Genomic DNA, 20,486 nt, shown 5'->3' with positions numbered 1-20,486 from the left:
AGGGAGGCCTATCACTTGGCGCTGCCAACCTACAAAGGGGCAGGTGCGTCGCCCCACATACTTCGAGTACAGCCATCTGCCAAAGGTCGACAGTCCGGTGTCGGCAGTCCGGTCCAGCGCTCCGCGTCACACCCGGTGCGGACCACCCGGGCGGGCCAGGTCGTGGAGGGTCTGCGCCAGCAGGAGGCGCAGGTACGTCTCCTGGCGGCGGCCCAGGCCGACCCGGTTCGCGAACTGGTGCGCGGCGCCGCCCAGCGCGTAGTGCGCGGCTATCGCCGCGTCCGGGCGGCGGCGGGGGCCCGGCCAGACCGAGTCCGGGTACAGCTCCGCCAGTCCGGCGGGCGCGTACGAGCCCTCGGCGGCCAGCGCGGTCAGCCGCGCGGCCAGGGCCCGTACCGAGTACGACCAGGCGGCGGCCGGGCCGGTGCTCCGCGGGGCGGCGTCCGGGGTCCACAGGCGGCGGGTCTGCTCGCGCAGGCTCGCGCCCCGCGCCCGGTAGGTGGCCTGGGCCTCGCTCGCGATCCGGCGCCGCTCGGACGGGCGCGGGCGCGTCAGGATCACCTGGGGATCCGTCAGCCGGGCGCAGTCGGCGATGCTCAGCCCCGACGCGGCGAGCGCCATCGTCAGGTGCGCGAGCACCACGTTCATCCGGGCCTGCCGGGCGGCGGTCCCCGCCAGCAGGGACAGCGCCAGGTTGCTGGACTGGGCGAAGTGCCGCTCGACGGCCGTGACCGCCTCGCCGTGGCCGTACCAGTCGGGCTCGCGGACGTACGGGACCTCCTCCAGGGTGTCCGCGGCCCGTACCGACCGGGCGGTGGCGTCCAGGCCGTGCGCGCGGGCGTACGCGGTGACCGAGGCGGCGTACGACGAGGCCATGACGGGCGCCGCCGTCGGATGCGCGGCCAGGTGCGCGGACAGCCGCCCCTCGGCGGCGCGGCGCACGGCGCCGCTCTGCACGGGGTGGGCGGGCAGCAGCCGCAGCCGTACGTGCGGTCCACCCTCCCAGGAGCGCTGGAAGAACCAGCCGCGCAGCAGCCCGGCCTCCTCCAGCCCGCGCACCAACGGGGTCACGGCCCGGGACAGCAGCAGGTCCTGGTCGCCCCAGTGGTAGACGTGCAGGCTCACCCAGTCGTCGGCGGCGGCCCAGCCCCGGCTGGGCAGGGGGCCCTTGTGTCCCGGGGGTCCCTTGGGACCCGTGTGTCGCCTGCTATTCACTACATCGCACCTCCGGTCCGTTGATCTCCACGTACAGCGGGCGGCTCCCCGCCTCCCCGCCGCCGCCCGGCACCACCCGGGCGAAGTCGGCACCCAATCTAGGCGCCGGATTTCTCCGGATGCGGGGCAGAAGATGACGATGTGTATCCGCCGGAGGACTTCCGGCTGCCGCCGATCTCCTCGACGTTGCGCCGGGGCCGGGCCGTGCCCCGCGGCCGGGGCGGGCGGTGCGGACGCTCCTCCCGCGCGGTCGGCGGTTCGAGCGCGGCGGCACGCAGACCGAACTCCCGGACCGGTTCGGTGGTTACCTTCGAGTCCGGCGGACCGACGGGCACGGTCACCAGCAGATCGAGCACGGGCCGCGCCGGGGTGCCCAGACCCGACCAGAGCTTCGCTGTGGGCGACTCGGCCCCCTCGGGAACCTCGCGCAGCGCGAGGATCGGCCGCTCCGTCAGCGAGCTGCCGGCGTACGCGGACGGGACGGGCGTCAGCCGCTCGGTGGCCACGCACCACTCCAGCAGCGTGCCCAGCAGACGGTGTTCGTCGCGCGGACTGTGGCCCCACACCGTCAGGGCGTACCCCAGCCGGAAGGAGCGGGCCGGCTTGCTGCGGCCGACGACGATGCCGTTCTCGTCGATGACGTTGCTGTCTCCCGACTGCCGCTTCTTGCCGTCCTCCTCGATGCTGTGCAGGAAGAGGTTCAGGCACAGCCCCGAGCGCCGGGCGGCCCAGTCGGAGTTGGGCGTCTCGAAGGCGATCTCCGCGTTCACCCCGCTCAGCGGGCCGGCGCGCAGTTCGCGCTCCAGGGTGTCGTCTACGTGCTGGACGATGCTCATAGGGCGGTCAGCTCCTCCAGGGGATCCTGCGGGACGGGCGCGGTGCGCGCGGTGGGGTCACGGCTTGGGGTCGGTCTTGACGTCTTCGGCGTTCGGGCCGGTGAGCGGGATCAGCTCGCCCACGATCAGCGCGGTCGCCGTACAGGTCGTCGGCGCGGCCGGAGGGGCGGCCGGCGGGGCGGGCGGCGCCGAAGGAGCGCCGGAGGCGGGCGGCGGGGTGACCGGGGTCCCGGAGGGCGGGGCGGGGCAGTCCAGTTCGAGGCTGAGCTTCTCCTTCTCCTTGGGCGACAGCGTGGGCGGCACGGTGACGTCCTTGACGCTGTTCACCCCGACGCTCGCCAACTGCACGCCCGCCGCCTTGAGGAAGAGGAAGCCGGTCGGCGGACCGCCCGCGGTCAGCTGCACGCTCTTGATCGCCAGCCGGTAGCCCTTGGGGATCGTGTACTCCGCGATCGGCCGGCCGGTCTTGGTGTCGGCCACCAGGGATTCCTGGAAGTCCTTCTTCTTCGGGGCCCCGGCCGAGTCCCGGTCCTTCTTCTCCTTCTCCGCCTTCTCCTCCTCCTGCTTCTTCGCGTCGGCCTCCTTCTTCTGCTCCTCCTGCACCGCCTCCACCTGCGAAGGGCCCTTGGCGGACTCGGTGTCGGCCTTCGGCTTCTTGCCGCCCACCGGGGAGATCCACAGCACCGCGAAGGCGACGAGCGCCGCCACCACCGCGATCAGTGCCTTGAGCACCGGCTTGGGCAACAGCGGGCGCTGCCGGTGGGTGAAGGAGGCGCAACCCTGCTCCGCGTGCTCCTGCTCGACGTGGATCACGACCGGCCAGTTGGCGGCCGTACCGGTGAACATCGGGTTCAGCACCCGCGTCAGCAGGCTGACCCGGGCCTGCTCCCCGGGCTTGAGCACCAGCCGCGAGCGCCGGAGCGACACCTTCAACGGCGCGTCCTTGGCCTCCGGCGCGACGCGCAGCCGCACCGTCGCCGTCGCGTTGCCGGTGTTCTCCACCACGACCAGGTTGCTGCTCCACAGGGCCCCGCCGACCCGCAGCCGGTCCGGCTCGATCTCCGCGTCGTGGAACTCACCGACCTGGATCTCCGCCTCCGGCACGGCCACCGCGGCCGGGTCCTCCACGGAGGCGACCCGCACGGCGAAGGTGAGCGGACCGGGCGCGAGTTCGCTGTCCCGGGGCAGCGAGACCGGGATATTGATCTTCTCGTGGTTGCCGGGGTAGACCGACAGCTGCCCCAGATCGGGCTCGGCGTCCGGCCACCACGCGGGCGCCCCGACCAGCCGCAGCCGGTACGCGTCCACGATCCGGCTCTCGTTCCACACCCGCAGGTGCGCCGTGAGGGCCTCGCCCGGTGTGATCACATCCTCGGGGACGGTCAGTTCGGCTCGTACGCTCATGCTTCCTGCCGGCTGAAGAACTGGATCTCGGCCATGGCGACCGGCATGTTCGGCTTGAGGCCCTTGTGCACGGCCTCGATCTTCACCTGGACCGACATCACGTTGTCGATGCCCAGGTCGAAGCGCTGGGGGCCGGGCTGGCCGCCCAGCTTGATCTCCTTCTCCACCTGGCCCTGGTCCGTGGTGGTGACCGTCACCGTGATCTTCGCGGGGCGGCCGGTCTCGTAGAACTGGCCGGGGGCCTTGGACGCGCCGTTGACGATGAGCAGCGACGTCAGCCGGAACGGCGCGTTGAACTGGGCGGTCCAGTACTGGCCCACCGCGTCCTGACCGGTGCCCTTGGGCGCCCAGGCCTTGTTGTCCACCCCGTCCGAGGCCAGGTTCGCCTCGAAACCCTTGGCCGCACTCGACGCGGACACCTTGTCCGGCGCGACCGCGTACTGGGAGAGGAACCGGTCCTTGACCAGCGGTACGGCCCGCTGCGCGGCCGCCGCCGCACTGCCCATCGACATGCCCGCCGTCAGGCACAGCGGCAGCGCCACGGCCAGGACGCCCCAGCGGCGGTCCCAGTGCCAGACGTCCGGACGCTCCAGGTACTCCTGGCGGATCCGCTGCCAGCGGGTCGGCTCCGGCGGCTCGGGCTCGGGCCGCAGCAGCGACCCGCAGGGGTGGCAGAAGGTACGGGTCTCCGCGTTGGGCTCGCGGCACTCGGGGCACAGCAGCAGGTGCGGGATCCCGCCGGCGGGAGTCGCACCGGCCGGGGGCGCCTCGGGCAGGGTGGTCCACAGCACCACCTCGCCGCTGATCACCTGGGTCCGCTCGGCGGCGGACTCGGCCGCCGGGGTCACGTACCCGACCGGGGCCGCCGGGTACCCGACCGGCGCGGCCGCGTATCCGACGGGCGCGGCGGCCGCGGCACTGGACTCCGCCGGGCGCCGCGCAGGCTGCGGCCGCGCGGGCGCGGTCGGCGCCTGTTCGAACAGCGGGTCGGGCCGGAACAGCTGCCCGGTGAGGTCGGTGGTCCGGCCGCTCCGGTCCCGGCGCAGTCCCTCGGGCCAGCCGCCCTGACCGGTCGGCGGCGCGGGCTCGTACGAGGTCCCGTACGCCGTCCCGTACGAGGGCGCGGGCTGCGGGTGCCCGGCTCCCTCGGCGGGGTACGCGGAGCCCGTACCGGCCGCAGGGCCGGGCGCGGCGGAGCCGTACGGGTCGCCACCGGCCGGAGCGGGGTCGCCGCTGCGGCCCCGGTGCGCCCCGCGACCGGCGGTACGGGCATCGCCGTCCGGGGCAGGTGTCGGGGCGGGTGCAGCAGCGGGTGCAGCAGCCGGTGCCGGAGCGGGTGCCGGTACCGGCGCCGGATCCGGCGTCCCCGGGTCCACCACCCGGTTGCCCCCGGTGAGGTCCCACCCCATGTACGCGCCGCAGGACACGCAGAACATCTCACCGGGGTAGGCCACGACCCCGCAGCCCGGGCAGATGTCCTGTTCCGTCTGCACGTGCCAGCCGCGCCGCCCCGACTGGGCCGACCCCATCAGTACGCGCCCCCCGCCGTGCCCCGCACGAGCAGCGGGTCCCCGTCGTCCTCGACCACGACCCCGGCCGCGACGTGCGCCGGGATCCACTCCCGCAGCAGCTCCGCCACGTCCTCGGCGACTGCGGCCCGGCCGCGCGACATCCCGTACGGCAGCAGTACGCGCAACTGCGCCCGGGCCGGGCCCGGTACCGGCACCGACGGGTCGTCGGGCCCGGCGGCGCAGTGCGTGCCGCCCGACTCCGTGAGCTCCATCCGCCCGCCCAGTACGTAGCGCACCAGCAGGTCGAGTCCGGTCCGGGTGCCGCGCAGCCCGTGCAGCCGGTGGCCCAGCAGCAGCGCGTTGCGCCGCCCCTGCGAGCCCACGCAGGCGGGCAGTTCGGTCAGGCTCCAGTCCAGCATCCAGGTGACGAAGGCGTCCGGCGCGGTGCGCGGGTCGAAGTACGCGTCCAGGCAGTCCAGCGCGGTGATCAGCGGCGCCAGCGCGTCGTCGAACCCGGCGAGGTACCGGTCGGCGAAATCACCCTGCCGGTAGCTCTCCGGCAGGATCGCCCGCAGCGACCTGCTCCCCGCCACCAGCGGCGGCACCGCGGCGACGGCCTCCGCGACCGCCCCGTACACCGGTGCCCCCAAGGGCAGTTGCTCCATGTGTTCAGTCCCCTCCCTTGTCCAGTTCCCGATCCTCGTGAAGACGGCTTCGACTACCGGGCGTTCTTCACGGCGACCTGGTGGCGGAAGGAGAGGAAGAGCGTCGCGGGCCCGATGTCGATCCGGTCGGAGGCCGGCATCCGCTCGCCGGTACCGATGTCGGCGGGGTACATCTCCAGCTTCACCACCGACTCCACGTCCTCGCAGCGCGCGGCCACCGCGTACAGGTCGCTCAGCCGCAGCGCCCGGCCCAGCGGCCAGCCCGACCGGCTCCCGGCGCCGGAGACGCTCCCGGTGCCGGATGCGCCGCCGGTGTCCGAGTCCGCGGCGGGCAGCGGGCTCAGGCACTCGTACAGCGCGCGCAGCACCCGCTCCTTGACCTCGGCGCGGTCCGCGCCCTTGGCCGCCTCCACCTCGGCGACGACCGTCACACCCTGGTACGCGGGCCCGCTGACCGACACCAGCACACCCAGCGGACGGGCCGCCTCCACGGCGCGCGCGGCCGCGGCCAGCATCGCCTCGGAGGGCACCAGCTCGCGCCAGCTGTCCTCCTCGCGCACGTCGCGCACCCGGGGGACGAGCAACACCCGTACCAGGCCCGCGTGTTCGGAGCCCTCGGGCTCGGCCACGCACTCGACCCGGCCCGCGTCCCGGCAGGCGGCCGCGGTGATCGACTCGTAGTCCTTCGCGGTGACCGCCCGGTCATGGGTCCGCAGCCAGTGCCCGGCCCGCTGCTTGAGGCCGTCCACCGATTCCACGTCCACGCCGCCGGTCGCCGGAATCCGGTTCTCCACCCGGGAGACCAGGGCGACCGGCGTGCGCAGCACGGTCAGCGTCGACGCCGCCACGTTGCCGCTGCGGCCGCCGCCGCGCCGGTAGCCTCCCGCGGTGATCCGGGCGCCGATCTCGGGCACGGCCCCGTACTGGCGCACCTCGCCGTCCGGCCGGCGCACCGCCGGACCGAACCGGACGGTGCCGCTCACCTCGTCGACGGTGACGTGCCGGTCGCGCGGCCCCGACTCGGCGAAGGAGGGCACCGCCTTCCACACCTGCCGTCCCGTAGCGCTCTCCACCGCCACCGCGCGCAGCGACCCGGCTACCACCGGGGTGCGGTGCACGGTGAAGGCCTGCCCGGGAGTCCCGTCGGAGACGCCCAGTTCATCGCGCGGGATGCCCTCGCCCTCCACCGCGCCCGTCGTCCCGCCCGTGGTGTAGGCCTCCAGGGCCGTCACCGTCGGGGACGAGGAGTACGACGGCCGGCCCGGGCCCGCGTCGACGATCCGGCAGCGCAGCCAGGCCGCCCGGCGGCGTCCGAGGAGCGAGGCGGTGTGCCCGTCGGGCACGTGCAGCACGATGTCGCCCGGCCGGTTCAGCCCGCCCGTGGCGTCGCTCTCCACCTCGCAGGGCACCCAGCCGTCCCCGCACCACGCCTCCCACACCCGCGGCGGCCGCCGCGGGTCCACGCCGACGCCGTCCATCCGGCACTCCACGCGCAGCGTCACCGCGCAGCGCGGGGCCGCGTTGTCCAGCCCCACCAGCAGCGCGTCGCCCGGCACCGGGGGCTGCGCGAAGCAGGTGACCGGCTCGCCCGACAGGAACCGCTCGGTCACCAGCTCGGGCGCCGCCCCGGCCCCCGCCGACCCGATGTGCGCCAGGGCGGTCGGGACGATCGTGAGCTCCCGATCGACGGTGAACACGCGCGCCGGAGTACTGCCCGTACGCACGGTGGCCACCTCGGTCCCGGGCTCGACGACGACCGCCGCGGCCTGCGGCGCGGAGAGCGTGAAGGTCAGCTCGGTCGCGGCCGCCTGAGGGGCCGTCAGCTGTACGCCGAGCAGGTCGAGGAAGCCCAGCTGGACCTTTTCGGGGATCCGGTTCACCCGGTACGAGAGCTGGTCGACCATCTGGGCGAACGCCTCGACCAGCGCCACGCCGGGGTCGGACACGTTGTGGTCGGTCCACTCCGGGCAGCGGCGCTGGATGAAGCGCATCGCGTCGTCGACGAGGTCCTGGAAGCGGCGGTCGTCCAGGTGGGGGCTAGGCAGAGACATCGCTCTCCCTCCTCTGTGGCTCGGTCTGCTGTCCCGCGGTGTCGCGAGTGGGGATCAGGTAGAAGGGGTGGACCAGGTTGCGCGGGCTGTTGGCACCGGTCAGGTGGTACGCGACGTGGATGTCGATCACCTCCTGGTGGTCGGCGGTCCGCACCACGCGCACGTCGTCCACGACGATCCGCGGCTCCCACCGCTCCAGTGCCCTGCGCACCTCCTGCGCGATGGTGGAACCGGTGGTGGAGTCGAAGGAGTCGAAGACCCGGTCGCGGATCGCGCAGCCGAACTCCGGCCGCATGGGCCGCTCACCCGGTTCGGTGGCCAGGATGAGCCGTACGGACTGCTCCACGTCGGCGGGCCCGGCGGACATCGACACACCGCCCGACGGGCTCACGCCCAGCGGGAAGGACCAGCCGCGGCCGAGGAAGAGGTCGGACACGGGATCAGCCGCCGATCTTCGGGGCGGGGAGGTGCGACACGGGTTCGGCACCTGCGCGGACCGCTGCGTGGACGGCTGCGTGGACGGCTGCGGACACGGTGTCTTCTCCTCTCGGGGAACGGAAGGGGGAAAGGGGAGCGGCCGACATCAGTTGATCTTGACCATCGGGGCCTTGAGCTCGGCCATGGCCGCACCCGAGAACTCGGCCTTGGCGCCGTGCGCCTTGAGCTGCGCCGACGCGTTCACCTCGACGGTCGCGCCCTTGACGGAGACGTCCTTGGCGGCCTTGATGACCACCGACTGACCGGACAGCTCCAGGGGCCCCGTACCGGCGTCCACCGACACTCCCTTCGCCCCCTTGATCTGGACCTTGCCCTTGCTGTCGATGGAGACGACGGTCCTGCTCGCATCGAGCTGGATCCTCAGCTCGCCCTTGCCGCCGGTGGTCAGGGTCGCGCCCATGCCGGAGCCGTCCGCGTCCTGGAGCTCCAGCCGATGGCCGTTCTTCGTGGCGAAGGTCCGCAGGTTGGCGCTGCCCTTGCCGCCGTCGACGAGGGCCATCGTGTGGCCGACCTTGTCCAGGGGGTCGTCGACGCCGCCCACCACGAGCGGACTGTCCAGGCAGCCCTGCTCGAAGACGACCGCCACCACGTCGTCCACCTCCGGCAGGACGACCCCGTGGCCGCGACTGCCGCTCAGCTGAACGGTCTCCGCCCAGGAGGTCTCGTACTCCTTGCCGAGGGACTCCAGCTTGACCCGCACCCGGCCCCGCTTCTCCGGGTCCTTGATGTCGATGACCTTGCCCCGCACGAACCCCTGGATGCGCCGCAGTCCGTCCTCCGCGTCACCGGGCTCCCCGGCCGCCGTCCGGTCGACGCCCTCGTCCACCGTCAGTTCCGTGCGGTACCCCTGCACCGGATGGAACTGGTGGCGGACCTTGGTGACGGTGAACCTGCCCTCGAACTGCGCGCCCAGGCCCGTCAGTTCGACTGCGGACCGCAGCCGCAACCGCGGCTCTCCGTGCACCACCGCGTGCAGGCGCACCAGTCCGGCCGCCACCTCCTCGGCCATGCTCTCGGCCACGGCGGCGGCCTCGGCCTGGTCCCTGCGGTGCAGCCCCGTCAGCGCCATGGGCGCGTAGTGGGAGGACGAGACGGGAGACTTCCAGTGCGAGTCCCGGCCCGGTGTGTGGACCGAGCTGATCGCCACCTTCTTGTCCCGGTTCCAGCCGCGCACCTCCACCGACGGGACTTGGTGGCCCAGCGAAGCCGCCAGCCGGACGTTCACCAGGTTCTCCCCGAACCGCAGGACCACCGAACCGCCGGCGGGCTTCCGGCGCTTGCGGAAGTGCAGCTGCCCGTCCCGGAAGTACAGGTCCCGGCCGTTCTCCCGGGCGAGGTGGCTCAGGAAGTCCCAGTCGGACATGGAAGGCTGGCTGAGGTACGCGTAGGGGAAGCGGGTGTCGTCGACGGAGCCGGCCGTCACCGCCACCCCGGCCCTCTTGGCGACCTCCTCCACGATCTTCCCGGCCGTCATGCCGGGGTACGCGGCCGTCCGCCGCCCCCGGCGCAGCCGGTGCGACAGGTCACGGGCCCTGACGACGGTCATGACCCCGCCGGTGTGCCCCGTCTGGCCCGAGGCTTCGGTGGAGGCGCGTGCCTCGCACTCGGTGACCTCGCCGGAGAAGAGGGACACGGGGCCAGACGGGGTGATCGCGGTCAGCTCGACCGGACTGCCCAGCGCGATGCGGGACTTCTTGAACAGCGACCCGTTGCGCGGATCCCGGAAGCCGATCTCGGCCTTGGCGGACGTACGCCCGTCCTCCTCCACGGTGGCCCAGGCCAGGACGTCGGCGATCTCGGGCAGGAACGGCGTGCCCGCCACCTTGATGTCGAGCCCGGCGGTGTGGCGCCCGGTCATGTGCGTGTCCTTACTCGTACGGAGTGACGTGTACGGGGGTCAGTACTCGGCAGGGCCGGGCAGCAGGAGCGTGCTGCCGGGCCGCAGCTTGGAGGGGTCGTCGATCCCGTTCAGCTCGGCGATGCGCCGCCAGTCGGTGGCCCGGCCGGTGTGTCGGGCCGCGATCGACTGGAGGGAGTCCCCCCGTACGACCATGCAGAGCTGCCGGGACGAGGGCGAACCGGGTGCCCACTGGAGCGCGGGATCGGTCGGGTGCCCGGTCAGATGCCCGGTCATGCGCCCGGTCATGCGCCGACCTCTTCCAGGACGAGCTCGCAGACCGCGCGCAGCGGCTTGCCCTGGTCGGAGAAGCGCGTGATCTGCACCGACACCTTCTTCAGGATCATCCACTCGAACGTCGGCACCTCGCCCCACAGGAGCTTGATCCAGGGGGGCGAGGACTCGTTGGCGTGGATGGTGGCCTGGTCGGGTTCGCACCAGGTCCTGAGCGTCTTGATGCGCTCGCCGACGGAGTCCTGCTGATCCTTGGCCTGGGGGTCCTTCGGAGCCTCGTCGAACACCAGGGTCATCGTCAGGGTCTGCGGCTGGCTGCCCAGGAACTCCGGTACGGAGGTGTGCCGCGCGAGGCGCGTGGGATGCCGTACCCACTGCGTCTCCTTGACCAGGCTCAGCTGGGTCGGGTTGTACTGGAGCTGCATCTTCTTCGGGTCGGACCCGGGTACCTTTTCGCTGCCGATCGGCGGCTTGTAGGCGAGCAGGGTTGCTTTCCTCACGGCTTCTGGCCCCCTGCGGAGATCGTCGGGAAGGTGAAGCCGCCGTGGACGAACTCGATCTCCTCCATGGCGGTCCGGGGCGCGTTGGTGTCGAGCTCCGGCCCCCGCCACGCGACGGGGTGCAGGCGCAACAGCTCGATCACGCTGATCGGTTTGCCCGCCGCGTCACAGAAGGTGATCTTGCCGGTGCGGGGTTTCGGATTGTTCAGACTGTCGATGACCCACTTGCAGGTCCGCGCCGTGCGCGAGGAGACCGGCCGGGAGACGACGAAGGGCTTGTACCTGATGCGAGTCGGCAGGTAGTAGGGGGAATCGTTGACGCCGCCCTCGTACAGCTCGTCGCCCTCCATCCAGAGGGAGAGCCCTGAAAGACCGGTGAAAATGGAGAGCTCACCTTCGGAATCCGGGAACGCCAGGGTGAAGTTCGCGGATGAGATGGGCTGTTCGATCACGATGATGCCTCCTCTTCGGGGGATCGGATTCCCGGCGGGATGCCCCAGGGAGGGGCGGTTCCCGCGTGCGCTGCTCCGGTGGTGTCGTGCGGCCGTGGTGCCTGCGGCGCTGGCGATGTCCGCGAGGCATGTGCGGCAGCGATCGGCCGGAACACGGCGTGCCCACCCGGGAGTTCCGCTGCCTGCGCCGCCGCTGTCATCGCGATCGGCAGGAACACGGCGTGACCCTCGGGGAGCGCCGAGGGCTCCGGGTCCGGCGCCGGCCGCATGAGCCGAGGGCGCCCCGGCGGCCCGAAGGACGTGAGGATCCACGAGCACGGGAGTGTCGGCTCGCCCACGAAGAGCGGGCCGCGGGGGCCGACGGCGCCGGGTGCGCGGAACGGGCCCGTCACGACGGACCGGAGCTTCCCCTCCGGGGCGGGGGTCTCCCGGGCGGGGGTTGCGCTCCGGGGCACGTACGAGGGCGCCGTCCCCGTACCGGTGCCTGCGGCAGCCCCGGCGAAGCGGAGCGGGGCCGCGCCGGGGGCGCTGCCCGGCCCGCCGGGGGCGGGGTGCTCGGCTCGGCGGCCCGGCTCGGCCGCCGGCAACGGCTTCGGCGCCGTGGCCGTGGCCGTACGCCACTGTGCCCGTACCGGCGGGGGAGCGGGCTCGTGGCGCTCCCGCTGGGCGGGCGAGTTTGGCGCGACGGCGGAGCCGTGGTCACGGGGCGCCCGATCGGCCGTGACCGGGTGTGCCGGGGCCCCGGCGGTGTCGGGTGTGCCGGGTCGGGCAGGTACGGCGGAGCGCGCGGGGAGGCGCGTGGTTCCGGGATACCGGCGGCCACGCGGTGCGGCGTTGCTCCCGGCACGGGGCTCGGAGTCCGCGTCCCCCGCCACGGGCCCACCGGGGTGCGATTCGGCGGCTCCGCGTCGGCGGGGCGCGGGCAGCGTGGACCGCTCGTCGGCCGTGGAGACAGAGGTCGCCGACTCGGGGTCCGCGGCGGAGGCCGCGGCACCTGGCCCGGAGGTAACGGCGACACGCTCCGGAAGCGTGCGACTGTCGGCCGACGGCTCCACGGTGGTGGACGAGTCGGCACGGGCCTGCGCCCGGCGGGGAGCGACCGGGTGACGGTGGTCTGCCGCGGCCCCGGGCCGGTCCTGCGGCATGGTCGCGCGGGGCTCCGGGCTGCCGTTCCCGGCACGGCGCGGCTCGCCGCGGAGGCGTCGCCGTACGGCGGTCACGGCTCCGGCCATCCACCGCACGGAGCGCAGCCCGTACGTGACGTCCGGGGCGTGCGTGGTCGTAGGGGCGGCCGGAGCGCTCGGGCGGGCGGGGTCGGCGACCGGACGGCTGTCCGCGTGCGCTTCCGGCCGCCCCTGCGGCGGAGCGGAGGTCCCGCCCGCACCTGACGGGCTGGTGGCTGCCGCCTGGCGCTCAGGTGCCCGTACTGGGTGGTGCGGAGCGTCTTCGGGGGCACGGTGCGGCTCGCCGCCGGTCCCGGCTCGCGCGACCTGGAGGAAGGAGCGGAGCCCGGACGGGCGGCCGGCCTCGGCCGCAGTCCCGACCGGATCCGGAGCTGCCGATGCCCGGACGGAGTCATGCGCGTCCTCGGCGGAAGCACCCGGACGGTCCCTGACGGGCACGACGGTGTCCGCACTCCGAACCACAGCGGGTTCGGAGGTCTCAGGGTGCTGCACACCGCGTACCGAGGCCATGCTCGGCGTGCCGCGCAGCGCAGCCGGCGACGCAGTACGGGCGTTGAGCGCGGGGCCGCCTTCGGCGGTGTCCTGGGCGGTGTCCGAGGGGGTCGTCCGCACGGTGCGGGGTTCGGGCTGCGAAGCAGCGGGCGCGGTCCGGGGGTTGGGGCGCGGCGCGGGAGTCGAAGGGGTGGTCTGCGCACTGTGCGGGGCAGGCTGCGTCGGGGCGCCCGCAGTGGCGCCCGGCGCGCTGGCCACGGGAGCGGTCTGCGCGGTGCGCGGGGCAGGCCGCAACGGAGCGCGCGTGCTGGACACGGTGTCCTGGGCAGTGCCCGCGCGGGCGGGCTGCGGGGTTTCCTTGCCTGCTGTCTGCGAGTTGACCGGGGTGGGGCGCGAAGTAGTGGGCGCGGGGGTCGTCGAGGTGGTCTGCGCTCCGCGCGGGTCAGGGACCGAAGCGGCGGGCGCGCTGCCGGGGTTGGGGCGCGACGTGGTGGCCGCGGTGTCCTGTGGGGATCCCGCGGCGGTGGGTGCGGGGGTCGTGGGGGTGGTCTGCGCTCCGTGCGGGTCAGGACGCGAAGTGGCGGGCGCGCTGCCGGGGTTGGGGCGCGACGTGGTGGGCGGGGTGCGGTCAGGGGTGTCCGCGCCACCACCCTGCGCGCCAGGCGCCGGGCTGGTGGGCACGCGGACGGCGGTCGCGCCCTGCGCAATGCGGGACGTCGGGTTGGCTGCGGTGGGCTGCGCGGTCTCCGGGGAGGCGGTCCGGGCGGCACGCCGGGCCGGGCGCGACGCGGTGGGCGCGGTGCCTTGCTGGGTGTCGGCCGGGGTGCTGCCCGTGGCGGTGCCCTCGGCGGTGGGCACGGGGGCCTGGGTAGTGCGGGGGGCAGACTGCAAAGCGCGGGTGCTGGGCACGGGGTCCGTGGTCGCGTCCTGGGCGGTGCCAGCGGGAGTGGTGGGCACGGGGGGCGCTGGGGTGGTCTGCGCCGCGCGGGAGCCGGGGTGCGACACGGAGGGCGCCGTACGCGGGTCGCGGCGCGACGGAGTAGACGGGGCGTCCTGCGGGGTGCCGGTAGAGGTGTCCGTGCTGGTGCCCTGTGCGGCCGACGCGGGGGCGTTGGGCACCGGGAGCTGCGCAGTGCGCGCGGCGGGGCGCGAACGCGTGGGCGCGGTGCGGGCGACGGTGCCCTGTGCGGCACGTGCCGGGGTGGTGGGCATGGGGGCCGCCGGCGCGGCAGCGGGCGCAGCGCCCTGTGGGGCACGTGTCGGGGTGGTGGGCTCGGGGGTCGCGGGCGTGTTCTGTGCGGCGCCCGGCTCAGGGCGCGAATGCGTGGGCGCGGGGTGTGTGTTGGGCTGCGACGCAATGCCCTGCGGGGTGCCGGACGAGGGGTCTGCGGCGGTGCTGTGCGGGGCGGGCGCCGGGGCGCTGGGCACGGGGGTAGCCGGAGGGGGAACGGGCGCAGCGCCCTGTCGGGTGCCGTGAGGGGTGGCCGTGGCGGTGCCCTGTGCGGCACGTGCCGGGGTGGGGGGCACGGGGGTCGCAGTGGTTGCATGGGCAGCACCCGCCGCGCTTGCCGGTGCTGGGCCTGCGGGGTTGACCTGTGCGGTGCCCGCCGGGGTGGTGGGCGATGTCGGGTCCGGCGTGGACGGCTCGGGGGCGGGAGTGGCAGGGGTGCTCTTGGGGCGGGGATGGTGAGCGGTTCGGGGCACGGTCAGCGGCGCGGTCGTAGCCGACCGCCCGTGCACCGCACCGTCTGTGCCCTGCCGCCCGTGGACTGTGTCCGTGCCTTGCCGCCTGTGCGCCGTATCTTCCGTGCCCGGCACTTCGTGCGCTGTGCCGTCCGTGCCCGGCTGTACGTGCACCGAGTCGACCGGCGTAGGCCGCCCGTGGACCGTGCCGTCCGTGCCCGGCTGTACGTGCACCGAGTCGTCCGGCGTAGGCCGCCCGTGGACCGTGTAGTCCGTGCCGGGCAGTCCGTGCGTGGTGCCGTCCGGCGTAGGCCGCCCGTGGACCGCGTAGACCGTGCCCGGCAGTCCGTGCGCGGTGCCGTCCGGCTTCGCCGGTCCGTGTGCCGTGCCGTCCCGGGTCGGCTGGACGTGCGCTACGGCGTCCGCGCTCGGCCGTACGTGTGCCGAGTTCACCGGCGTCGGCTGCACGTGGGCCATGCCGTCCGTGCCCGGCAGCCAGTGAGCCATGCCGTCCGGTGTCGGTTGGACGTGCGCCGCGCCGTCCGGCTTCGGCAGTTCGTGTGCGGTGCCGTCCGGCGTCGGCTGGACGTGTGCCATGCCGTCCGTGCTTGGCAGTTCGTGCGCCGTGCTGTCCGTGCCCGGCTGGACGTGCGCCGTGTCGTCCCGGCCCGGCCGTACGTGCGCCGTGCCGTCCGTGCCCGGCAGGTCGTGACCCTTGGCATCCGGGGTCGGCGGGACGTGCGTCGGGTCGGCCGTATTCGCGGGTGCGGGTGCGGGTGTGGGCGCCGGGGGCGGCGGCGTGGGATCCGGGGCGGTGGTCGCGGCGCGCGACCCGCGGCGGAGGCGGGCCGCGGTCCAGGCGCGGGCGAGGCGGGCGGACAACATTTCCCGCCGTGGGCCCTCCTGCTCCGGTGTCGGGTGGGCGTCCGGCGGGGACGTGGTCCGGCCTTCGGACGGGGAGGCCGTGACCACCTCCGCCGCCGACGGAGCCCCGGCCGGGGTGCTGTCCACGGTGGCCGGGGCCCGCCAGTGGAGCGGCACGGCGGCACGCTGGGCCTGCTGGGCGCCCACATGCAGCCATGCGCTCGGTTCCGCGTCGAGGCGGAAGACCAGGGGGGCTTCACGGTCGATCAGGATGGTCTGCTCGCCGACCAGCCGGTGGTCGCGGAGCGACGCCAGGCCGTCGGTCGCACGCCCGGGATCGGTGACGGTCCGCACGTCCGCCGTGATCCGGCGGATCGGCTCCGGCAGGACGACCGGCACCCGGCAGACCGCAGGCTCGGGCCCCGCGCCCGCGTCCGCGCCCGCGGACCACGGCGTCGTGCCGCTGACTCCGTCGGCCCGGTGCATGCGCTATTTCCTGTCGTCGAGAAGCTGATTGATGTCCGCGATGCTCTGGATGTACGCACGCCGCTGGACGTGGTCCATATCGAGCAGTTCGCTGTGGGACCAATGGAAGTGGTAGGCGATGTACGCGATCTCGGAGCGCAGGTCCGCCGCCGCGTACACCTTCATCCCCCCAGGCGGCTCCCCATGTCCACGTCGAATTCGTGTCGGCACTCCGGACAGGCCGTCGACGCCACCGGAGTTCCGTCGAGATTGATCTTCTCGTAGAACTTCTGCAGGAAGGCCAGGTCGACGGCGAAGAAACTCCCCACCACTTCGGGGTCGATTTTCTCCAGGGTGCCCAGGCTGGTGATGATCTGGCTGAGGAGCACCACCGACAGATACGCGGGATTCTGGCGGACCCGGATATCACTCAGTGAATCCAGCTCGTCCCGGGCGGTCGCGAGCCGCATGACGCCCGTCCGGTGGGTCTTCCCGCGCTGGTCCACGTACCCGCGGGGAAGGGTGAACGGGAACTCGGCCGGGCCCGCCGCAGGCAGGGAGTCCCTGCCTGCGGCGGCCGGTACGTCCGGGGGCGCGGGCGTCGACGAGGCGGTTCGGGCATCGGGGCCGGTGCGCCCCTCCGACAGGCGCCCCCTTCTCACTTGGGCAGCCGCTCGTCGAAGCCGAGGGTGACCTTCCCGTTGTCCTTGTCGTTCGGCGGGGTGAACTCCATCAGGACGACGCCCTTGAACTTGGCCTCGCGGTGGATCTTCCCGAGCTGGTACTCAATGATCGTGCAGTTGCCCCGCTTGGCTCCGGGGCCCTCGTCGGCCCACTTCTGCAGTGCGTCGCTGACCGGCTTCACGGTCGGAGCGTTGGGGTCGACGATGTCCCAGTATTCGAAGGTGCAGTTGTCGAGCTCCTTCGGCTTGACGGGGTGCAGGACGCTCGTGGACTTGTCCCCGACGTGGAGGTTCTTCCGCTCGTACTCGTACCCGTACGAGGGGACCGTCGGATTACCGACGATCGTCTTGATTTCGTGGCTGTCGATCTTGATCTCGTAGCCCGAGGCGTCCGCCATTTTCTCTCCTTGTTAGGCGTGTGGATGTGCGGATATACGGTCTTTGAAAATGGAATGTGAGGGCCGCTGTTCGCCGCCTATTCGCCCGACATCGAGTCCTGGGCGATCCGGAAGATGACGAACTCGGCCGGCTTGACCGGAGCGACACCGATCTCGCAGATGACCTGACCCGAGTCGATGACCTCGGGCGGGTTGGTGGTCGCGTCGCACCGGACGTAGAAGGCCTCGTCCGGCGTGCTGCCGAAGAGGGCGCCGCTCTGCCATTCGGTGGTGAGGAACGCAGCGATGTTGCGGCGGATCGTCGACCACAGGCGCTCGTCGTTCGGCTCGAAGACGGCCCACTGCGAGCCCAGGTAGATCGACTCCTCCAGGTAGTTGAAGAGGCGTCGGACGTTCAGGTAGCGCCAGGCCGGGTCGCTGGAGAGGGTGCGGGCACCCCAGATGCGGATGCCGCGGCCCGGGAAGCTGCGGATGCAGTTGATGCCCGCCGGGTTGAGCTGCTCCTGCTCGCCCTTGGTGATCTGGATGCCGAGGTCGAGCGCCCCGCGCAGCACCTCGTTGGCGGGGGCCTTGTGGACGCCGCGGGCCTCGTCGTTGCGGGCCCACAGGCCGGCGACGTGACCGGACGGCGGCATCAGGAAGCCCTCGCCGGTGGACGGGTCGGCGACCTGGATCCACGGGTAGTAGAGCGTGGCGTACTTCGAGTCGAAGCCCGCCTCGTTCTGCCGCCAGTCGTGTACCTCGGTGGGGCCCATGTCCGGGAGCGGGTCGAGGATGGCCATGCGGTTGGCCATGTTCTCGCAGTGGTTGATCATGGCCATCTGGATGGCCTTGACCTGCTCGCGGCTGACGCTGCCCGCCTGGTAGGCGGCCATCAGGTCCGGGGCGACGACCATGGTGATGTCGTCGATGGCCTCCAGGCCGGACAGGCCGGAGCGGTCGTTGACCTTGCCGACGTACTTGCCGACGACGTCCTTGGCCACGATCTCGCCGCTCGCCGCGTTGCCCTTCGGGCCGGCCGGGAGGGCCAGCGAGGAGGAGTCGGGGAGGGCCAGCGCCGCGCCGGTGGCGGCCGGGGCCTCCTCCACCATGACGTACTGGGAGCGCTCCTTGACCTGCGTCACCACGTACGCCGGGGAGGACTTGTCGGCACTGACGTCGAAGGTCTCGGCGGCGGAGCCGTCGACCTTCACGGTGAAGGTGAAGGTGTCGCCGTCGGCGCCGGCACCGCTGCCGGCGTCGCCGTCCTTGGCGCCGGCCTTCGCCTTGTCGGCCGCGGTGCCACCGGCGGCCGGACGCTTGGCCTTCGGGTCGACGGGCTTCTTCTGCACGTCGACCGAGATGTCGCGGCCCGAGGCGGCCGGCAGCGCGGCGACCCGGAAGCCGCCGAGCACCTGCGCCGGTGCGGCGGTGACGGACTGGGCGGCGCCCTCCACCGCGTTCTTGCCGGAACCGCCGACGCGGACGACGTAGCAGGTGCCGCCACCGTTGGCGAAGTAGCCGTAGACGGAGTGCGCGAGGTAGGAGCCCTCGATGAACTCGCCGAAGGTCTTGGTGAACTGACCCCAGTTCGTGACGCGGACCGGCTCGTTGAGCGGGCCCTGCTCAGCGAACCCGACGAAGGCGGCCACTGCCGTTCCGACGCCCTCGACGGGGCGGGAACCGCCGACGGTTTCTTCAACGAATACGCCGGGGGACAGGTAGGTTGCCATCCAGCACTCCTTCTTGGTGAGTTATCACGAGGGGGTGAATCCTGGGTGGTTCGCACTTTCCGTCGTGGGGGAATGGAAAGGTCTACCCGTTCGCCGGGTCCGTGGATTCTGTTCAGGATCATGGCCAGTTGTTCGACGCCGTGTCAAACGGAAGCAATAGATATGGAAGTTCGCCGGGAATTTGTCATCCCAGGTCTGCGGCGGATCAACCTTTGGCCTACGGAGGTCGCATTCCCCGCCGGCGCGACGACAGAATTCCGTTGAATTCTCGACGATCAACCCGGGAGGTGACGAGTCAACTTTCGCCCCCCGTACGGGAGGTCCCGGCTGCCGAGACTGGAGGGCCGGCGCGTGCCTGCGCACCTACGAGCGGACGACCGACCTTGAGGAGGACGGCGGGTGACTACCCCCGACGCGGAGGGCCAGTACGAGGCCCTGGAGAAGTTCGGTACCGATTTCACGGCGGCGGCCCGTGACGGCAAGCTGGATCCGGTGATCGGCCGTGACCAGGAGATCCGCCGGGTCGTCCAGGTCCTGTCGCGCCGTACGAAGAACAACCCGGTGCTGATCGGTGAGCCCGGCGTCGGCAAGACGGCCGTGGTCGAGGGCCTGGCGCAGCGGATCGTGAAGGGCGACGTCCCGGAGTCGTTGAAGAACAAGCGGCTGGTCTCCCTGGACCTGGGCGCGATGGTCGCGGGCGCCAAGTACCGCGGCGAGTTCGAGGAGCGTCTGAAGGCCGTTCTCGCGGAGATCAAGGACAGCAACGGCGAAGTCGTCACCTTCATCGACGAACTGCACACCGTCGTCGGTGCCGGCGCGATCGGCGATTCGGCGATGGACGCGGGCAACATGCTCAAGCCGATGCTGGCCCGTGGTGAGCTGCGGATGGTCGGTGCGACCACGCTGGACGAGTACCGGGAGCGGATCGAGAAGGACCCGGCGCTGGAGCGCCGCTTCCAGCAGGTCCTCGTCCCGGAACCGTCGGTGGAGGACTCCATCGCGATCCTGCGCGGGCTGAAGGGCCGCTACGAGGCCCACCACAAGGTGGTCATCAACGACAGCGCGCTCGTCGCCGCCGCGACCCTCTCCGACCGCTACATCACCTCCCGGTTCCTCCCCGACAAGGCCATCGACCTCGTCGACGAGGCCGCCTCGCGCCTGCGCATGGAGATCGACTCCTCCCCGCTGGAGATCGACGAGCTCCAGCGCTCCGTGGACCGGCTGCGCATGGAGGAGCTCGCGCTGAAGAACGAGTCCGACCCCGCCTCCCGCGAGCGCCTCGACAAGCTGCGCAAGGACCTCGCCGACAAGGAGGAGGAACTGCGCGGCCTGACCGCCCGCTGGGAGAAGGAGAAGCAGTCCCTCAACCGGGTCGGCGAGCTGAAGGAGCGCCTGGACGAGGCCCGCGGCCAGGCAGAACGCGCCCAGCGCGACGGCGACTTCGACACCGCCTCCAAACTCCTCTACGGAGCGATCCCCGCCCTCGAACGCGAGGTGGAGGAGGCCGTCGAGGCGGAGCGAGAGGCCTCCCGCACCCTCGACCCCGACGACCAGATGGTCAAGGAGGAAGTCGGCCCGGACGACATCGCCGATGTGGTGGGCGCCTGGACCGGTATCCCGGCCGGGCGGCTGCTGGAGGGCGAGACGCAGAAGCTGCTGCGGATGGAGGACGAGCTGGGGCGCCGTCTGATCGGCCAGGGCGAGGCGGTCCGGGCCGTGTCGGACGCGGTGCGCCGTACCCG

General features: G+C 72.8%; 16 protein-coding genes and 1 pseudogene. 1 reads left to right on the top strand and 16 read right to left on the bottom strand.

Features of this window, described 5'->3' with window-relative positions:
* Positions 1-126 precede the first annotated feature (126 nt).
* From ACZ7GJ_RS28675 to ACZ7GJ_RS28600, 16 genes are all read right to left on the bottom strand, one after another.
* Positions 127-1,215: a lantibiotic dehydratase C-terminal domain-containing protein gene (locus ACZ7GJ_RS28675; protein WP_470755800.1), complete on the bottom strand. Its 1,089-nt coding sequence runs from the start codon at positions 1,213-1,215 to the stop codon at positions 127-129.
* A gap of 98 nt (positions 1,216-1,313) precedes the next feature.
* Entirely contained in the window at positions 1,314-2,051 is a 738-nt protein-coding gene (locus ACZ7GJ_RS28670) for a Pvc16 family protein (protein ID WP_470755799.1), read from the bottom strand.
* Positions 2,052-2,108: 57 nt separating this feature from the next.
* Positions 2,109-3,455, bottom strand: a complete 1,347-nt coding sequence (locus tag ACZ7GJ_RS28665) for a COG1470 family protein (RefSeq protein ID WP_470755798.1) — start codon at positions 3,453-3,455, stop codon at positions 2,109-2,111.
* A complete protein-coding gene (locus ACZ7GJ_RS28660) occupies positions 3,452-4,984 on the bottom strand; it encodes an NADase-type glycan-binding domain-containing protein (protein WP_470755797.1) in 1,533 nt (510 codons plus the stop codon). Before ACZ7GJ_RS28660 ends, ACZ7GJ_RS28665 begins: the two co-directional genes overlap by 4 nt.
* On the bottom strand, positions 4,984-5,631 hold the full coding sequence (locus tag ACZ7GJ_RS28655; protein WP_470755796.1) for a hypothetical protein: 648 nt from the start codon (positions 5,629-5,631) through the stop codon (positions 4,984-4,986). The genes ACZ7GJ_RS28660 and ACZ7GJ_RS28655 overlap by 1 nt, the downstream gene beginning before the upstream one ends.
* Positions 5,632-5,684: 53 nt before the next feature.
* Entirely contained in the window at positions 5,685-7,682 is a 1,998-nt protein-coding gene (locus ACZ7GJ_RS28650) for a putative baseplate assembly protein (protein ID WP_470755795.1), read from the bottom strand.
* Entirely contained in the window at positions 7,669-8,118 is a 450-nt protein-coding gene (locus tag ACZ7GJ_RS28645) for a GPW/gp25 family protein (RefSeq protein WP_470755794.1), read from the bottom strand. The genes ACZ7GJ_RS28650 and ACZ7GJ_RS28645 overlap by 14 nt, the downstream gene beginning before the upstream one ends.
* A gap of 147 nt (positions 8,119-8,265) precedes the next feature.
* Positions 8,266-10,038 (bottom strand): VgrG-related protein, encoded by a 1,773-nt coding sequence (locus ACZ7GJ_RS28640; RefSeq protein WP_470755793.1) that lies wholly within the window; start codon positions 10,036-10,038, stop codon positions 8,266-8,268.
* A 39-nt stretch (positions 10,039-10,077) separates the two neighbouring features.
* Positions 10,078-10,326: a LysM peptidoglycan-binding domain-containing protein gene (locus ACZ7GJ_RS28635; RefSeq protein WP_470755792.1), complete on the bottom strand. Its 249-nt coding sequence runs from the start codon at positions 10,324-10,326 to the stop codon at positions 10,078-10,080.
* Positions 10,323-10,811 carry a CIS tube protein gene (locus ACZ7GJ_RS28630; RefSeq protein ID WP_470755791.1) on the bottom strand — a complete coding sequence of 163 codons (489 nt, stop codon included), beginning with the start codon at positions 10,809-10,811 and terminating at the stop codon, positions 10,323-10,325. The genes ACZ7GJ_RS28635 and ACZ7GJ_RS28630 overlap by 4 nt, the downstream gene beginning before the upstream one ends.
* Positions 10,808-11,263 carry a phage tail protein gene (locus ACZ7GJ_RS28625; protein ID WP_470755790.1) on the bottom strand — a complete coding sequence of 152 codons (456 nt, stop codon included), beginning with the start codon at positions 11,261-11,263 and terminating at the stop codon, positions 10,808-10,810. Before ACZ7GJ_RS28625 ends, ACZ7GJ_RS28630 begins: the two co-directional genes overlap by 4 nt.
* Positions 11,260-15,972 (bottom strand): hypothetical protein, encoded by a 4,713-nt coding sequence (locus ACZ7GJ_RS28620; protein ID WP_470755789.1) that lies wholly within the window; start codon positions 15,970-15,972, stop codon positions 11,260-11,262. Before ACZ7GJ_RS28620 ends, ACZ7GJ_RS28625 begins: the two co-directional genes overlap by 4 nt.
* 3 nt (positions 15,973-15,975) lie before the next feature.
* Positions 15,976-16,137, bottom strand: coding sequence for a DUF6760 family protein (locus tag ACZ7GJ_RS28615; RefSeq protein ID WP_422517370.1), 162 nt, complete (start codon positions 16,135-16,137; stop codon positions 15,976-15,978).
* Positions 16,134-16,457: a hypothetical protein gene (locus ACZ7GJ_RS28610; RefSeq protein WP_470755788.1), complete on the bottom strand. Its 324-nt coding sequence runs from the start codon at positions 16,455-16,457 to the stop codon at positions 16,134-16,136. Before ACZ7GJ_RS28610 ends, ACZ7GJ_RS28615 begins: the two co-directional genes overlap by 4 nt.
* Before the next feature lie 152 nt (positions 16,458-16,609).
* Positions 16,610-17,032 (bottom strand): hypothetical protein, encoded by a 423-nt coding sequence (locus ACZ7GJ_RS28605; RefSeq protein ID WP_470755787.1) that lies wholly within the window; start codon positions 17,030-17,032, stop codon positions 16,610-16,612.
* Positions 17,033-17,109: 77 nt separating this feature from the next.
* Positions 17,110-18,744 (bottom strand): phage tail sheath family protein, encoded by a 1,635-nt coding sequence (locus tag ACZ7GJ_RS28600; RefSeq protein ID WP_470755786.1) that lies wholly within the window; start codon positions 18,742-18,744, stop codon positions 17,110-17,112.
* 387 nt (positions 18,745-19,131) lie between these two features.
* Here ACZ7GJ_RS28600 and ACZ7GJ_RS28595 point away from each other — a divergent pair.
* A pseudogene (locus ACZ7GJ_RS28595) lies at positions 19,132-20,486 on the top strand (AAA family ATPase); the annotation flags it as partial.

This window comes from Streptomyces sp. NPDC037242 (assembly GCF_055604165.1).
The sequence above is the reverse complement of the archived record's forward strand: the minus strand, read 5'-3'. Positions and strand labels throughout refer to the sequence as shown.

What these genes read in the sequence shown, in the direction of transcription:
- ACZ7GJ_RS28655 (WP_470755796.1), bottom strand. Translation starts at nt 5,631, where the DNA reads ATGGAGCAACTGCCCTTGGGGGCACCGGTGTACGGGGCGGTCGCGGAG.
- ACZ7GJ_RS28640 (WP_470755793.1), bottom strand. Translation starts at nt 10,038, where the DNA reads ATGACCGGGCGCCACACCGCCGGGCTCGACATCAAGGTGGCGGGCACG.
- ACZ7GJ_RS28670 (WP_470755799.1), bottom strand. Translation starts at nt 2,051, where the DNA reads ATGAGCATCGTCCAGCACGTAGACGACACCCTGGAGCGCGAACTGCGC.
- ACZ7GJ_RS28605 (WP_470755787.1), bottom strand. Translation starts at nt 17,032, where the DNA reads ATGGCGGACGCCTCGGGCTACGAGATCAAGATCGACAGCCACGAAATC.
- ACZ7GJ_RS28665 (WP_470755798.1), bottom strand. Translation starts at nt 3,455, where the DNA reads ATGAGCGTACGAGCCGAACTGACCGTCCCCGAGGATGTGATCACACCG.
- ACZ7GJ_RS28635 (WP_470755792.1), bottom strand. Translation starts at nt 10,326, where the DNA reads ATGACCGGGCGCATGACCGGGCATCTGACCGGGCACCCGACCGATCCC.
- ACZ7GJ_RS28600 (WP_470755786.1), bottom strand. Translation starts at nt 18,744, where the DNA reads ATGGCAACCTACCTGTCCCCCGGCGTATTCGTTGAAGAAACCGTCGGC.
- ACZ7GJ_RS28615 (WP_422517370.1), bottom strand. Translation starts at nt 16,137, where the DNA reads ATGAAGGTGTACGCGGCGGCGGACCTGCGCTCCGAGATCGCGTACATC.
- ACZ7GJ_RS28620 (WP_470755789.1), bottom strand. Translation starts at nt 15,972, where the DNA reads ATGCACCGGGCCGACGGAGTCAGCGGCACGACGCCGTGGTCCGCGGGC.
- ACZ7GJ_RS28650 (WP_470755795.1), bottom strand. Translation starts at nt 7,682, where the DNA reads ATGTCTCTGCCTAGCCCCCACCTGGACGACCGCCGCTTCCAGGACCTC.
- ACZ7GJ_RS28660 (WP_470755797.1), bottom strand. Translation starts at nt 4,984, where the DNA reads ATGGGGTCGGCCCAGTCGGGGCGGCGCGGCTGGCACGTGCAGACGGAA.